The sequence below is a fragment of the Pseudomonas sp. RIT411 genome (genome assembly GCF_003057735.2).
In the GTDB taxonomy this organism is placed as follows: domain Bacteria; phylum Pseudomonadota; class Gammaproteobacteria; order Pseudomonadales; family Pseudomonadaceae; genus Chryseomonas; species Chryseomonas oryzihabitans.
Genome location: NZ_QBIZ02000025.1, coordinates 20,429 through 35,673 on the forward strand (window position 1 = coordinate 20,429; position 15,245 = coordinate 35,673).

12 protein-coding genes are annotated in these 15,245 nt (G+C 65.6%); 9 read left to right on the forward strand and 3 right to left on the reverse strand.

What is annotated here, in order from left to right:
• Nucleotides 1–180: 180 nt before the first annotated feature.
• The 6 genes from fadB to DBY63_RS22795 all read left to right on the forward strand — a co-directional run bounded on the left by fadB (nt 181) and on the right by DBY63_RS22795 (nt 7,546).
• On the forward strand, nt 181–2,328 hold the full coding sequence (fadB, locus tag DBY63_RS22770; protein WP_108582896.1) for a fatty acid oxidation complex subunit alpha FadB: 2,148 nt from the start codon (nt 181–183) through the stop codon (nt 2,326–2,328).
• Between the two features lie 15 nt (nt 2,329–2,343).
• Nucleotides 2,344–3,522, forward strand: a complete 1,179-nt coding sequence (gene fadA / locus DBY63_RS22775; protein WP_007162383.1) for an acetyl-CoA C-acyltransferase FadA — start codon at nt 2,344–2,346, stop codon at nt 3,520–3,522.
• 72 nt (nt 3,523–3,594) lie between these two features.
• Nucleotides 3,595–3,846 carry a DUF1653 domain-containing protein gene (locus DBY63_RS22780; protein WP_027598370.1) on the forward strand — a complete coding sequence of 84 codons (252 nt, stop codon included), beginning with the start codon at nt 3,595–3,597 and terminating at the stop codon, nt 3,844–3,846.
• 149 nt (nt 3,847–3,995) lie between these two features.
• Nucleotides 3,996–6,602: a type I DNA topoisomerase gene (gene topA / locus DBY63_RS22785; protein ID WP_108582897.1), complete on the forward strand. Its 2,607-nt coding sequence runs from the start codon at nt 3,996–3,998 to the stop codon at nt 6,600–6,602.
• Between the two features lie 58 nt (nt 6,603–6,660).
• Nucleotides 6,661–7,179 (forward strand): DUF6586 family protein, encoded by a 519-nt coding sequence (locus tag DBY63_RS22790; RefSeq protein ID WP_108582898.1) that lies wholly within the window; start codon nt 6,661–6,663, stop codon nt 7,177–7,179.
• Between the two features lie 130 nt (nt 7,180–7,309).
• Complete coding sequence (locus tag DBY63_RS22795) at nt 7,310–7,546, forward strand: hypothetical protein (protein WP_007162387.1); 237 nt, start codon at nt 7,310–7,312, stop codon at nt 7,544–7,546.
• A gap of 66 nt (nt 7,547–7,612) precedes the next feature.
• Here the strand turns inward: DBY63_RS22795 and sulA are convergent, their stop codons facing one another.
• Nucleotides 7,613–8,113, reverse strand: a complete 501-nt coding sequence (gene sulA / locus DBY63_RS22800; RefSeq protein WP_027598368.1) for an SOS-induced cell division inhibitor SulA — start codon at nt 8,111–8,113, stop codon at nt 7,613–7,615.
• 182 nt (nt 8,114–8,295) lie between these two features.
• Entirely contained in the window at nt 8,296–8,907 is a 612-nt protein-coding gene (gene lexA, locus DBY63_RS22805) for a transcriptional repressor LexA (RefSeq protein WP_007162389.1), read from the reverse strand.
• Between the two features lie 235 nt (nt 8,908–9,142).
• Between lexA and DBY63_RS22810 the strand changes: the two genes are divergently transcribed.
• From DBY63_RS22810 to DBY63_RS22820, 3 genes are all read left to right on the forward strand, one after another.
• Entirely contained in the window at nt 9,143–9,853 is a 711-nt protein-coding gene (locus DBY63_RS22810; protein ID WP_007162390.1) for a TetR/AcrR family transcriptional regulator, read from the forward strand.
• A gap of 80 nt (nt 9,854–9,933) precedes the next feature.
• On the forward strand, nt 9,934–10,926 hold the full coding sequence (gene nagZ, locus DBY63_RS22815; RefSeq protein WP_108582899.1) for a beta-N-acetylhexosaminidase: 993 nt from the start codon (nt 9,934–9,936) through the stop codon (nt 10,924–10,926).
• Nucleotides 10,927–10,937: 11 nt separating this feature from the next.
• Entirely contained in the window at nt 10,938–11,678 is a 741-nt protein-coding gene (locus DBY63_RS22820; RefSeq protein ID WP_108582900.1) for an S-methyl-5'-thioinosine phosphorylase, read from the forward strand.
• A 45-nt stretch (nt 11,679–11,723) separates the two neighbouring features.
• On the opposite strand, the gene mfd is transcribed toward DBY63_RS22820, so the two are convergent.
• Nucleotides 11,724–15,173 carry a transcription-repair coupling factor gene (gene mfd / locus DBY63_RS22825; protein ID WP_108582901.1) on the reverse strand — a complete coding sequence of 1,150 codons (3,450 nt, stop codon included), beginning with the start codon at nt 15,171–15,173 and terminating at the stop codon, nt 11,724–11,726.
• Between the last annotated feature and the right edge of the window lie 72 nt (nt 15,174–15,245).

Below are 15,245 nucleotides of genomic sequence, written 5' to 3' on the forward strand. Positions count from 1 at the left end.
CGTCCCAATTGACAAGCGCCCGCTTTTGCCAGAAGGTTGTGCGAGCCGTTCAAACGGTTGTATGAATTTTCGCCCCGGCCCGGCCGGTGCCCTCCACAGAACAATATCGGGGCTGGCGATTCTCGGCTTCCACCCAAGCCGCCGCCCGCTTCGCGACCAGGACTCAAGGGAGACCCGCTGATGATTTTCGAAGGCAAAGCCCTTTCGGTGCGCGACGTGGAGGACGGCATCGCCGAACTTCGCTTCGACCTCCAAGGCGAATCGGTCAACAAGTTCAGCGCCATCACCCTGCGCGAATTCCGCCAGGCCGTGGATGCCCTGAAAGCCCACGCCGGCCTGCGCGGCGTCATCGTCACCAGCGGCAAGGACGTCTTCATCGTCGGCGCCGACATCACCGAATTCGTCGAGATGTTCGGTCGGCCGACCGAAGAGCTGCAGGCCGGCATCGCCGAGATCAACCGCATCTTCAACGATTTCGAAGACCTGCCGGTGCCCACCGTGGCCGCCGTGGGCGGCATCGCCCTGGGTGGCGGCTGCGAGATGACCCTGGCCGCCGACTACCGGGTGCTGAGTACCGCAGCGCGCATCGGCCTGCCGGAAGTCAAGCTGGGCATCTATCCGGGCTGGGGTGGTACCGTCCGCCTGCCGCGCCTGATCGGCAGCGACAACGCCATCGAGTGGATCGCGTCCGGCAAGGAAAACGACGCCGCCACCGCTCTCAAGGTCGGCGTGGCCGATGCCGTGGTCGCCCCCGAGCACCTGTTCGACGCCGCCCTGGACCTGGTCCGCCGCGCCGCCGCCGGCGAGCTGGACTATCGCGCCAAGCGCAAGCCCAAGCTGGAAAAGCTGCAGCTCAATGCCATCGAAGCCATGATGGCCTTCGAATCGGCCAAGGGCTTCGTCGCCAGCCAAGCCGGTCCGCACTATCCAGCACCGCTGGAAGCCATCAAGGCCATCCAGAAGTCCGCCAACTACGGCCGCGACAAGGCACTGGAAGTCGAAGGCGCCGGTTTCGCCAAGATGGCCCAGACCTCGGTCTCCGACAGCCTGGTCGGCCTGTTCCTCAATGACCAGGCGCTCAAGCGCAAGGCCAAGGTGTTGGAGAAGCAGGCCGCGCCGGTCAAGCTGACCAGCGTGCTGGGCGCCGGCATCATGGGTGGCGGCATCGCCTACCAGTCCGCGCTCAAGGGCACCCCGATCCTGATGAAGGACATTCGCGACGAAGCCCTGGAGCTGGGGCTGAGCGAAGCCAGCAAGCTGCTCAACAAGCGCGTCGAGAAGGGCCGCCTGGAGCCGGCGAAGATGGCCGAGGCGCTCAATCGCATCCGCCCGACGCTGTCCTATGGCGACTTCAAGAGCGTCGACCTGGTGGTCGAAGCCGTGGTCGAGAATCCCAAGGTCAAGCAGGCCGTGCTGGCCGAGGTGGAAGGCGAGGTGCGCGAGGACGCCATCCTCACCTCCAACACCTCCACCATTTCCATCAGCCTGCTGGCCCAGGCGCTCAAGCGTCCGGAAAACTTCTGCGGCATGCACTTCTTCAACCCGGTGCACATGATGCCCCTGGTCGAGGTGATCCGCGGCGAGAAGACCAGCGAGAAGGCCATCGCCACCACCGTGGCCTATGCCCGCCAGATGGGCAAGAACCCCATCGTGGTCAACGACTGCCCCGGCTTCCTGGTCAATCGCATCCTCTTCCCGTACTTCGGCGGCTTCGCCGCGCTGCTGGCCCAGGGGGCCGATTTCCAGCGCGTCGACCGGCTGATGGAGAAGTTCGGCTGGCCCATGGGTCCGGCCTACCTGATGGACGTGGTCGGCATGGACACCGCCCACCACGCCCGCGACGTCATGGCCGAGGGTTTCCCCGAGCGCATGAAGGAAAGCCGCAAGACCGCGGTGGACGCCCTCTACGAAGCCCAGCGCTTCGGCCAGAAGAACGGCAAGGGCTTCTATGTCTACGAGACCGACAAGAAGGGCAAGCCGAAGAAGGTCGCCGACCCGGCCGTGGCCGAGGTGCTGGCACCGGTCACCTACGAGCAGCGTGAATTCACCGACGAGGAGATCGTCGAGCGGATGATGGTGCCGCTGTGCCTGGAAGCCGTTCGCTGCCTGGAGGACGGCATCGTCGAGAGCGCCGCCGAGGCCGACATGGGCCTGATCTACGGCATCGGCTTCCCGCCCTTCCGCGGCGGTGCGCTGCGCTACATCGACAGCCTGGGCGTGGCCGAATTCGTCGCCATGGCCGACAAGTACGCCGACCTCGGGCCGCTGTACCACCCGACCCCCAAACTCCGCGAAATGGCCGCCGCTGGCCAACGCTTCTTCGGTTGAGCCTGGAGTAAAGAAATGAGTCTGAATCCGAGAGACGTCGTCATCGTCGACTTCGCCCGCACGCCCATGGGTCGTTCCAAGGGCGGCATGCACCGCAACACCCGCGCCGAGACCCTGTCCGCGCGGCTGATCGACGCGGTCCTCGACCGCAATCCCCAGGTCAATCCGGCCGAGGTGGAAGACGTGATCTGGGGCTGCGTCAACCAGACCCTGGAGCAGGGCTGGAACATCGCCCGCATGGCGTCGCTGCTGACCCGCATCCCGCACACCAGCGGCGCCCAGACGGTGAGCCGCCTGTGCGGTTCATCCATGAGCGCCCTGCACACCGCCGCCCAGGCGATCCAGACCGGCAACGGCGACGTCTTCGTCGTCGGCGGGGTGGAGCACATGGGCCACGTCGGCATGATGCACGGCGTCGACCCGAATCCCCAGCTGTCGCTGCACGCCGCCAAGGCCTCCGGCATGATGGGCCTGACCGCCGAGATGCTGGGCAAGATGCACGGCATCACCCGCGAGGCCCAGGACCAGTTCGGCTATCGCTCGCACCAGCTGGCCTGGAAGGCCACCCAGGAAGGCAAATTCAAGGACGAGATCATTCCCCTGGAAGGTCACGACGAGAACGGTTTCCTCAAGGTCTTCAGCCATGACGAGACCATCCGTCCGGAAACCACCCTCGAAGGCCTGGCGGCGCTGAAGCCGGCCTTCAACCCCAAGGGCGGTACCGTGACCGCCGGTACCTCCTCGCAGATCACCGACGGCGCCTCCTGCATGCTGGTCATGTCGGCCCAGCGCGCCCAGGACCTCGGCCTGCAGCCGCTGGCCAGGATCCGCGCCATGGCCGTGGCCGGTGTCGATCCGGCGATCATGGGCTACGGTCCGGTCCCGGCTTCGCAGAAGGCGCTCAAGCGCGCCGGTCTGACCATCGCCGACATCGATTTCATCGAACTCAACGAAGCCTTCGCGGCCCAGGCCCTGCCGGTGCTCAAGGACCTCAAGGTGCTCGACAAGATGGAGGAAAAGGTCAATCTGCATGGTGGTGCCATCGCCCTGGGTCACCCCTTCGGTTGCTCTGGCGCCAGAATTTCAGGCACGCTGTTAAATGTCATGAAACAGAATGACGGCACCTTCGGCCTGGCCACCATGTGCGTGGGTCTCGGCCAGGGCATCACCACGGTGTTCGAACGCCTGCGCTGATCCGCCGCAGCGTGCGTCATCCGACCGGGGCGCCCCCAGGGCTGCCCCGGTTTTCTTTTTTCGAGGTGGAACATGGCATTGCAGACGGGACTCTACCGGCACTACAAGGGGCAGCAGTATCGGGTACTGGGCGTGGCCCGGCATTCGGAGACCGAGGAAGAGCTGGTCATCTATCAGGCGCTGTACGGCGAATACGGACTCTGGGCCCGGCCTCTGAGCATGTTTCGCGAGAGCGTCCAGGTCGATGGCGAGCAGGTGCCGCGCTTCGCGCTGATCAGCGTCGAAGCCGATCCCTTGGGTCTGGATGCCACGCCGCAGCCTTGACCTTGCCGACATCGCCACTATATATAGCGGTGCCGCGTTGGCCGACCGCCCCCGGCGCACCAGACTGAAGACGTTCTGGTCCTCCATTCGCCGTTCCGGCGCTCGCCTTTCGCTCGCTCATCGCTTTCAAGCAGGAATCTGACTCTCCCATGGGTAAATCGCTGGTCATCGTGGAATCCCCGGCCAAGGCCAAGACCATCAACAAGTACCTGGGCAACCAGTACGTGGTGAAGTCGAGCATCGGCCACATCCGCGACCTTCCCACCAGCGGCGCCGGCACCGCCAAGGAGCCCGCCGCCAAGACGCGCAAGACCGCCGCCGAGGCGCCCGCGCTGTCACCCAAGGAAAAGGCCCGGCGCCAGCTGTTCGCCCGCATGGGCGTCGATCCCGAGCACGGCTGGAAGGCCCACTACGAGATCCTGCCCGGCAAGGAAAAGGTGATCGAGGAGCTGCGCCGCCTGGCCAAGGACGCCGACACCGTCTATCTCGCAACCGACTTGGACCGCGAAGGGGAGGCCATCGCCTGGCACCTGCGGGAAGCCATCGGTGGTGACGACTCGCGCTACAAGCGCGTGGTCTTCAACGAGATCACCAAGAAGGCCATTCAGGAAGCCTTCTCCCAGCCCGGCGAGCTGGACATCAATCGCGTCAACGCCCAGCAGGCGCGGCGCTTCCTCGACCGCGTGGTCGGCTACATGGTCTCGCCGCTGCTGTGGTCGAAGATCGCCCGCGGCCTGTCCGCCGGTCGGGTGCAGTCCGTCGCGGTCAAGCTGGTGGTGGAGCGCGAACGCGAGATCCGCGCCTTCGTCCCCGAGGAATACTGGGAGATCCATGCCGAACTGGCCACGCCGAAAAAGGCCCAGGTGCGCTTCGAAGTGGTGCGCGAGAAGGGCGAAGCCTTCAAGCCGCTGAACGAAGCCCAGGCCAAGGCCGCCCTGGCCAAGCTGGAAAAGGCCGCCTATCGCATCGCCAAGCGCGAAGACAAGCCGACCAGTAGCCGGCCCTCGGCACCCTTCATCACCTCCACCCTGCAGCAGGCGGCGAGCAATCGCCTGGGCTTCGGGGTGAAGAAGACCATGATGATGGCCCAGCGTCTCTACGAGGCCGGCTACATCACCTACATGCGTACCGACTCGACCAACCTGTCGGGCGATGCCATCGCCATGGCCCGCGGCTATATCGAGAGCGAATTCGGCAAGCAGTACCTGCCGGAAAAGGCCAATGTCTACGGCAGCCGCGAAGGCGCCCAGGAGGCGCACGAGGCCATCCGCCCGTCCGACGTCAACGTCAAGCCCAACAGCCTGTCGGGCATGGAACGTGACGCCGAGCGCCTGTACGAACTGATCTGGCGCCAGTTCCTGGCCTGCCAGATGCCGCCGGCCGAGTACCTGTCCACCACGGTGACCGCCGCGGCGGGTGACTTCGAGCTGCGTGCCCGCGGCCGCATCCTCAAGTTCGACGGCTACACCCGCGTCCTGCCGCAGCAGAGCAAGCCGGGCGACGACGACGTCCTGCCCGAGATGAAGCAGGGCGAGGACCTCGGCCTGGTCAAGCTCGACCCGAGCCAGCACTTCACCAAGCCGCCGGCCCGCTTCTCGGAAGCCAGCCTGGTCAAGGAACTGGAGAAGCGCGGCATCGGCCGACCCTCCACCTACGCGGCCATCATTTCCACCATCCAGGATCGTGGCTACGTGACGGTGCACAACCGCCGTTTCTATGCCGAGAAGATGGGCGACATCGTCACCGATCGCCTCAACGAAAGCTTTGCCAACCTGATGGACTTCAGCTTCACCGCCAACATGGAAGGCAACCTGGACAACGTTGCCCAGGGCGAGCGGGACTGGAAGAACCTGCTCGACGAATTCTATGGCGACTTCAAGCAGAAGCTGGAGACCGCCGAGGCCGGCGAGAAGGGCATGAGGGCCAACCAGCCCACCCTGACCGATATTCCCTGCCAGGTCTGCGGCCGGCCGATGATGATCCGCACCGCGTCCACCGGGGTGTTCCTAGGCTGCTCGGGCTATGCCCTGCCGCCCAAGGAACGCTGCAAGGCCACCATCAACCTGGTGCCGGGCGACGAGATCGCCGAAGACGACGAGGGCGAATCCGAGTCCCTGGTCCTGCGCGGCAAGCACCGTTGCCCCATCTGCAGTACGGCGATGGATGCCTACCTGATCGACGAGCACCGCAAGCTGCACGTCTGCGGCAACAACCCGGACTGCCCGGGCTACGAGATCGAAGAGGGCAGCTATCGCATCAAGGGCTACGAGGGCCCGTCGCTGGAATGCGACAAGTGCGGCAGCGAGATGCAACTCAAGACCGGGCGCTTCGGCAAGTTCTTCGGCTGCACCAATCCGGCCTGCAAGAACACCCGCAAGCTGCTCAAGAACGGCGAGCCGGCTCCGCCGAAGATGGACGCCGTGCCCATGCCGGAGCTGCGCTGCGAAAAGGTCGACGACACCTATGTGCTGCGCGATGGCGCCTCGGGGCTGTTCCTGGCCGCCAGCGGCTTCCCGAAGAATCGCGAGACCCGTGCGCCGTTGGTCAGCGAATTGCTGCCCCATCGCGACGAGATCGATCCCAAGTACCATTATCTGCTCAGTGCCCCGGTGAAGGACTCTGAAGGCCGTCCGGCGGTGATCCGCTTCAGCCGCAAGACCAAGGAGCAGTACGTGCAGACCGAGGTCGAGGGCAAGCCCACCGGCTGGAAGGCCTTCTACGACGGCAAAAAGTGGCAGGTGGAAGAAAAGCGCTAGCGTCTCTGGCGCCAACTGCAGACAGGAGGCCGGCGTGAGCCGGCTCCAGGAGAAGGGCATGGCCAACGAGCGTTATACCCGCACCAACCAGAAGCTGTACTTTGCCGGTCTGGCCCTGGAAAGCTGGCGCCTGGCCCAGGCTGCGCCCGCCGCGCAAAGCCAGGGCCGGATCATGGCCGAGCGGGAAGCGTGCCTGTTCCACCTGCACGGCGCCTTGCTGGGACTCTGCCAGGAAGTGGCGGGCTTCTACCGCCACCCCACCATGGAGGCCACCTCGCTGGCGGTTCTGCTCGCCCCCGAGGCGCTCAACGAAGCGCCCAGCGCGGAAATGGGCGAACTGATCGAGTTGGCCGGCAACCCCGAGACCTGGCTGGCGCGACTGATCGCCGAGTACCAGCGGCTGCTGCAGCCGCCCCAGGCACCCCGGCGACCCAAGCAGGATCCGACGCTGCCCTTGATCGAGGCGGTCAGCCTGGAGCCGGCCGAGCCGGAGCTGGGTCTCGAGGAGGTGGAAGCCTGGCGTGAAAGCCTCAAGCAGACGGCGCTCAGATTCCGTGGCGCCATGACCGAGTGGTAGGGTAGTTCTCACTACAATGCCATAGAGGCCGTCAGGACGATGGCCTTGCAGACCGTCGAAAAAGGCTCAGGCAAGTCAGCCTCTCAGACCCCACGCTGTTACACTGTCCGCTTAGCTGTGGAGATACTGAATGACTACTGCCTACCTGGAAATCGTTGAACTCTCCGATGGTCGCATCGTGTTGCGCCGTGCGGACGACGAGGAAGCCCTCGTTACCCTGGAGTTTTCCAGCGATGCCAAGGATTTCCTGCATGGACAGCAGATAGAGGTGGCCAAGGCCATGTTCAACCTGGGTGTGCAGATGGCCGGGCGCCTGGCCGAAGGCGATAGCCTCCAGCGCGACGATCAACCGCGCGTCCTGCACTGATTCTTTTCCAGATCCGGCATTCCGTCCTGGAATGCCGCCGCTACATCCCGTCCCGCCGCCTGCTTCCTACGCGAATCTGACGTTCAGACTCTGGCTGTTGCCCTGGGCCGCGGCACGTGCCAGCTGCTGCTTGCCCGCATCGCTCAGGTCGTGCAACCAGCTGATCACAGTATGGCTCTGCCCCTTGCGCAGCACCTCGCAGGCCAATTGCAGCGTCTTGGCAGCGCTCGGCGTCTGTAGCAGAAGCACACGCTCCGGATTCAGATGGGTGCTGCGCAACCAGGCGTTGCTGAGCAGCGACGGCGGGGTGACCAGGGTCAGCCAGCGGGCATCGTCCTTGTCGCTCAACTGGCGCAGGATGGGCGCCAGCAACTGCAGACACTGTTCCTGGCTGCCGTGCAGGGACATCTCGCTGAAGGTGTCCGGCAGTGGAGCGGCGGGCAGTTCCCGGGCCTGCTTGCCGGGCTTGGGCAGAAAGGCGGTCAGCTCCTGCAGCAGGAACTCCGGTGCCAGATCCAGCTCTTGAACCGACGAGCGCGGCGCATCGAACATCAGGGGAAATTGCATGGCGACCTCCTGGAGGCGACTCGATCAAATCCACTCGAGATCATGTACCACGGATACATGACGTCACTGTGCTCAGCCTGGTCTTGAGCGCTTTCCGGAGCGCGAACAGATACCCCCGATCAAGACTTCGGCGTAAGGCATAAAGGCGTGATAACGGCTGGCCCGAAGGCCAGCCTTAGACGTTAGCGGCGGATGACGCCAACGCTTAACCCTTCGATGGCGAATTCCTGGGTGGAAAGATCGACTTCGATAGGGGAGAACTCGGGATTTTCCGCCAGCAGGGTGACCTGGTTGCCCGAGCGCTTGAATCTCTTCACGGTGACTTCGTCGCCCACCCGGGCCACGACGATCTGGCCGTTGTGCACTTCGCGGGTCACATGGACGGCCAGCAGGTCGCCATCGAGGATGCCGACGTCTCTCATGCTCATGCCCTTGACCTTGAGCAGGTAGTCGGCACGCGGCTGGAAGAAGGCCGGGTTGATGGCGCAATTTTCCTCGACGTTCTGCTCGGCCAGGATGGGGGCGCCCGCAGCGACCCGACCGATGACCGGCAGGCTCTCGTCGGCCTTGCGTGAGGTATCCAGACCCGGGATGCGGATGCCCCGGGAGGCGCCCGGCGTCATCTCGATGGCACCCTTGCGGGCCAGCGCCTTGAGGTGCTCCTCGGCCGCATTCGGCGATTTGAAACCAAGCTCCTGCGCGATCTCCGCGCGGGTAGGCGGAAAGCCATTGGCTTCGAGGCAACGCTTGATGAAGGCCAGGATCTCGGCTTGTCGCGGTGTCAGTTTCAGCATGATGCACGTCGCGTCGTCTAATGATGCTGTGATTATATACAGTAACTCCGGGTGGTAGGCAAGGCCGCCGACCTCGACTTCGGACGACAGGCCGCGATCGTGACCAAACGCCCGCAGAGGGTGGAAAGACGCGGCTTCCAGGCCATCAGCTGGCCGCTCGCCGGCCGAACCGCGATTGACTTCGATAGCGTTTGAAACATATGTTTCAAACGGAATTCATCTACCGGGGAAGGTCATGGCGCAGTCGGATACCGTGGAGCGCATTCTGGATGCGGCCGAGCAACTGTTCGCCGAGCGCGGCTTTGCCGAGACCTCGCTGCGACTCATCACCACCAGAGCCGGGGTCAACCTGGCGGCGGTCAACTATCACTTCGGTTCCAAGAAGGCCCTGATCCAGGCGGTGTTCTCGCGCTTTCTCGATCCCTTCTGCTTCAATCTGGAGCGGGATCTGGATCAGTGGCAGCCCAGGAATGGCGAGGAGGTGAGCCTGGAGGCGCTGCTGAATCTGCTGGTGGATCACTCCCTGGCCATCAAGCCACGGCATGGCAATGACCTCTCGGTGTTCATGCGGCTGCTGGGACTGGCGTTCAGCCAGAGCCAGGGCCACCTGCGCAAATACCTGGAGCAGACCTATGGCCGTGCCTTCCGCCGCTTCCTGCTGCTGGTGAATCGGGCCGTTCCCGAGATTCCGCCCCTGGAGCTGTTCTGGCGCGCCCACTTCATGCTCGGCGCAGCGGTGTTCAGCATGTCCGGCATCAAGGCGCTGCGGGCGATCGGCGAGAACGACTTCGGCGTCGATACCCATACCGATCAGGTGCTGCGGCTGATGGTGCCCTTTCTCGCCACCGGCATGCGGGCGCCCACGGCGATGCACGCACCGGAACTGGCCCAGGCCCAGTATCGGCCGCGGCGGCCGGTCGCCGTGGAGACGGCCGAGACCTACTAGGCTGCGGCATCAAGGGTGGCTGGGGTAAGCTTGCGTCCCTTTCACGGCGCCGTGCGCCGGAGCATTCGGACGAGGTACCCATGCAAGGCTCCCTGATGGTCGATATCGCTGGCACCTGGCTCACCGCCGAGGATCGCCAGCTGCTGCGTCAGCCGGAGGTGGGCGGACTGATCCTGTTCGCCCGCAACATCGAAACCCCGGGCCAGGTTCGCGAGCTATGCCGTGCCATCCGCGCCCTGCGGCCGGAACTACTGCTGGCCGTGGACCAGGAAGGCGGTCGCGTGCAGCGCCTGCGCCGTGACGTGGTGCGGCTGCCGGCCATGGGGCAACTGGGCGGTCGCGCGGACAGCGCGGAACTGGCCCGCCTCTGCGGCTGGCTGATGGCGACCGAGATCCTGGCGGTGGGGCTGGACTTCAGCTTCGCCCCGGTGCTGGACGTCGACCATGGGCGCAGTCAGGTCATAGGCGCACGTTCGTTCGGCAAGGCCGAGCAGGTGATCGAGCTGGGTGGTGCCTTCATCGCCGGCATGGGCGACGCCGGTATGGCCGCGACCGGGAAGCATTTCCCCGGGCATGGCTGGGCCGAAGCCGATTCCCACTATGCCATTCCCACCGACGAGCGCGATCTGGACACCCTGCTGCACACCGACCTGCGCCCCTTCCAGGCCCTGTTGCCGACCCTGGGTGCGGTGATGCCCGCTCATGTCATCTATCCCGCGGTGGATCCCCAGCCGGCCGGCTTTTCCCGGCGCTGGCTGCAGGACATCCTGCGCGGCGAACTGGATTACCAGGGCGTGATCTTCAGTGACGACCTGTCGATGGCGGGCGCCCACGTGGCGGGCGATGCCGGCCAGCGCGTCGAGGCCGCGCTCAGCGCCGGCTGCGACATGGGGCTGGTGTGCAATGACCGCGCAGCGGCTGAGCTGGCCCTGACGCGGGTGCAGCAGCTGGGCGTCTCGCCCGCGCCGCGGCTGGCCAGCATGAGGGCCCGCCGCCACGTCGATCTCGATTACCGGCAGCAACCGCAGTGGAGTTTTGCCCTGCGGCGGTTGCGCCAGGCTGACCTCATCTAAAGGACATTCCCATGACTACCTACGCCATCATCGGCGGTACCGGCCTCACCGCGCTCGCGGGTCTGGAGCTGGACCAGGCTCAGACCTTCGAGACGCCCTGGGGCGCGCCCTCGGCGCCCGTGCAGCGCGGCCACTATGCCGGGCGCCCGGTGCTGTTCCTGGCGCGCCATGGCCATCCCCATCGCATTCCGCCGCATCAGGTCAACTACCGCGCCAATCTCTGGGCGCTCGAGGAGGCCGGTGCCGAGGCCATCGTCGCGGTGAACGCCGTGGGCGGTATCCATGCCGCCATGGGCAGCGGTCATCTGTGCGTGCCCCATCAACTGGTGGACTACACCTGGGGGCGCGGCCATACCTTCTTCGAAGGCGCGGACCTCGAGCACGTCACCCACATCGACTTCAGCTTTCCCTACGATGAGCCCCTGCGGCAGCGTCTGCTCGGGGCACTGCGCAGGCTGCAGCTGCCGCACAGCGACCATGGCGTCTATGCCGCGACTCAGGGGCCGCGCCTGGAGACGGCGGGGGAGATCGTCCGGCTGGAGCGCGACGGCTGCGACATCGTCGGCATGACCGGGATGCCGGAGGCGGCCCTGGCCCGCGAATTGGGCCTGCCCTACGCCTGCCTGGCGCTGGTGGTGAATCCGGCGGCCGGCAAGGTGCAGCGGGAAATCACCATGGCCGAGATCGAAGCCGTCCTGGCCAGCGGCATCGACGAGGTGCGGCAGGTGCTGGCCGAGGTGCTGGCGGACTGATAGCGCTCAAGCCGCTCCCGGGATTGACCGGGAGCGGCTCTTCGATCAGCTGGCGGCGGGCGTCAGGCGGTCGAACAGGGCTTCCAGGACGTTGAAGCGCTCCTCCGCCCGCTCCATGGGTACCTGGAACTTGAACAGGGTCGCGCCTTCCAGCCGGTACTTCTTCGGCTGCGCCTGGATCATCTTCACCAGCACCAGCGGATCCACCTGGGTGTCGGCGGCGAATTCCAGCCGTCCGCCCTGAGGCCCGGCATCCACCTTGACGATGCCCAGGCCTTCCGCACGCAGCTTGAGCAGCGTCAGGCGCACCAGGTTCTTGGTCGGTTCCGGCAGGAGCCCGAAGCGGTCGATCATCTCCACCTGCAATTCCTTGAGGGCGTCTTCGTCCGCCGCCGAGGCGATGCGCTTGTAGAGGATCAGCCGCGCATGGACGTCGGGCAGGTAGTCTTCCGGGATCAGCGCGGGCACGCGCATGTTGATGTCCGGACCGCCGCCCAGGGGTTGTTCCAGGTTGGGCTGCTCGCCCTTGCGGATGGCCTTGACCGCGCGCTCCAGCATTTCCATGTAGAGGGTGAAGCCGACCGCCTGGATCTGGCCGCTCTGGCCTTCGCCGAGCAGTTCGCCGGCGCCGCGGATCTCCAGGTCGTGGGTCGCCAGGATGAAGCCGGCCCCCAGATCCTGGGCACCGGCGATGGCTTCCAGGCGCTTCTCGGCGTCCGGCGTCATGCCCTTGCGCGGCGGGGTGAGCAGATAGGCATAGGCCTGGTGGTGACTACGGCCGACCCGGCCGCGCAGCTGGTGCAGCTGGGCCAGGCCGAACTTGTCGGCGCGCTCGATGATGATGGTGTTGGCATTGGGCACGTCGATGCCGGTCTCGATGATGGTCGAGGCCACCAGCACGTTGAATCTCTTGTGGTAGAAATCGCTCATCACCTGTTCGAGATCGCGTTCGCGCATCTGTCCGTGGCCGATGCCGACGCGGGCCTCCGGCACCAGCTCGGCCAGTTCGCGGGCCCGCTTCTCGATGGTCTTGACCTCGTTGTGCAGGAAGTACACCTGGCCGCCGCGCAGCAGTTCGCGCAGCAGGGCTTCCTTGATCACCGCGTTCTGCTCCTCCATGACGAAGGTGCGCACCGAGAGGCGCCGCGCGGGCGGGGTGGCGATGATGGACAGGTCACGCATGCCGGCCACGGCCATGTTCAGGGTGCGCGGGATCGGCGTGGCGGTGAGGGTGAGGATGTCCACCTCGCTGCGCAGCGACTTGAGCTGCTCCTTCTGGCGTACCCCGAAGCGGTGCTCTTCGTCGATGATGGCCAGGCCCAGGTCCTTGAACTTCACGTCGCCCTGCAACAGCTTGTGGGTGCCGATGATGATGTCGATCTTGCCCTCGGCCAGCTCGCGTGCGGCGGCGGCGACTTCCTGGGCCGACTTGAAGCGGCTCATCACCTCGACACGTACCGGCCAGTCGGCGAAGCGATCGCGGAAGCTGTTGTAGTGCTGCTGGGCGAGGAGGGTAGTGGGTACCAGCACCGCCACCTGGCGGCCACCGTGCACGGCGATGAAGGCCGCGCGCATGGCCACCTCGGTCTTGCCGAAGCCCACGTCGCCGCAGACCAGGCGATCCATGGGCGTGCCCGCCAGCATGTCCTTGTGCACCGCCTCGATGGCGGCCTGCTGGTCCGGCGTTTCCTCGAAGGGGAAGCCGGCGGAGAAGGTGGCGTAGTCCGCCGCCGGGTCCTTGAAGGCATAGCCCTTGCGCGCGGCACGCCGGGCATAGATGTCGAGCAGTTCGGCAGCCACGTCGCGCACCTGTTCGGCGGCCTTGCGCTTGGCCTTCTGCCAGGTCTCGGACCCCAGCTTGTGCAGCGGCGCCAGGGCGTCGTCGGTGCCCGAGTAGCGGGCGATCAGGTGCAGGTTGGCCACCGGCACATAGAGCTTGGCGTCGTCGGCGTATTCGAGCAGCAGGAATTCCTGGGGCTGGTCGTCCAGCTCCAGGGTGATCAGGCCCATGTAGCGGCCGACGCCATGGTCGATGTGCACCACCGGCGCGCCTTCGCGCAGCTCGGTGAGGTTCTTGATGACGTTCTCGCCGGCGTCACGGCCTTTCTCGCGCCGGCGGCGCTGCATGATGCGCTGGCCGAACAGCGGATTCTCCGGAATCAGGGCGACCCCGGCGTCATCCAGCACCAGGCCTTCGTCCAGCGGCGCCAGGGCGATGGCGATGCGCTCGGCGCTGGCCTGGAAGGCTGCCCAGCCGTCGACCTGGCCAGGGCGCAGGTTCAGTCGGGCGAGCAGCTCCAGCAGCACCTCGCGGCGACCGGCGCTTTCCGCGGTGAACAGCACGCGACCGGGGAAATCGGTGATGAAGTGCTCGAGGGACGCCAGCGGCTGGCTGGCCTTGGCGTCGATGGCCAGGTCCGGCAGGGCGCGTGCGGCGAAGCGCTCGCGGCCCACGCCGGCTTCCAGGTCGTCCGCGCCGATGACCACCCGCGGCCAGGCCTTCAGCCGGGCGAAGCAGTCTTCCACCGGCAGGAAGACATCGGCCGGCGGCAGCAGCGGCCGCTCCGGATCGACCCGGCGGTCTTCGTAGCGATTACGGACATCGGTCCAGAATTGCTCGGCGGCCTGTTCGATACCCGGCAGGGAAAACACCTGGGTGTTGGCCGGCAGATAGTCGAAGAGGGTCGAGGTCTCGTCGAAGAACAGCGGCAGGTAGTACTCGATGCCTGCCGGGGTAATGCCGCTGGCCAGATCCTGATAGATGGGGCAGCGGCGATAGTCCACGTCGAATCTTTCGCGGAACCGCGCACGAAAACCGGTCACCGCCTCTTTATGCAGCGGGAATTCCCGCGCCGGCAGGAGACGGATGCTGTCGACCTTGTCGATGGATCTCTGCGTTTCCGGATCGAAGGTACGCAGCGTCTCGATCTCGTCGTCGAACAGGTCGATCCGGTAAGGCAGGTTGCTGCCCATGGGAAAGAGATCGATCAGGGCGCCGCGCACGGCGAATTCGCCGTGTTCGTACACCGTATCCACATATCTATAGCCGGCCGCTTCCAGGCGCGCGCGGGTGGCTTCCACGTCCAGCCGCTGGCCGACGTCCAGCACCAGGCTGCTGCCGAGCAGGAAGCGCGTGGGCGCCAGGCGGTGTAGGGCAGTCGCCAGAGGGACTACCAAAATGCCGTGGGACAGCTCCGGCAGCCGATAAAGGGTGGCGACACGCTGGGAGATGATGTCCTGGTGGGGCGAGAAGACATCGTAGGGCAGCGTCTCCCAATCGGGAAAATTCAGTACCGGAAGTTCAGGGGCGAAGAAGCGCAGTTCCTGCTCCAGGCGATCAGCGGTCTGGCTGTCCTGGGTGATCAGCAGGGTGAAGCGGCGGGTCGCGGCCTTGGCGGCTTCAGCGATGGCGAGGGCTAGCGCGGCGCCGGGCAGATTGCCCCACTGCTGGCGGCCGGCGGTTTCAGGAATTGACGGGGTACGCAAAACTGACACGCGGGCGGAACTCCGGTGGATTTCGGGAGGGTTGGGATTGTAACGACCGGGCTTTCACGCTGTCAGTGCAGC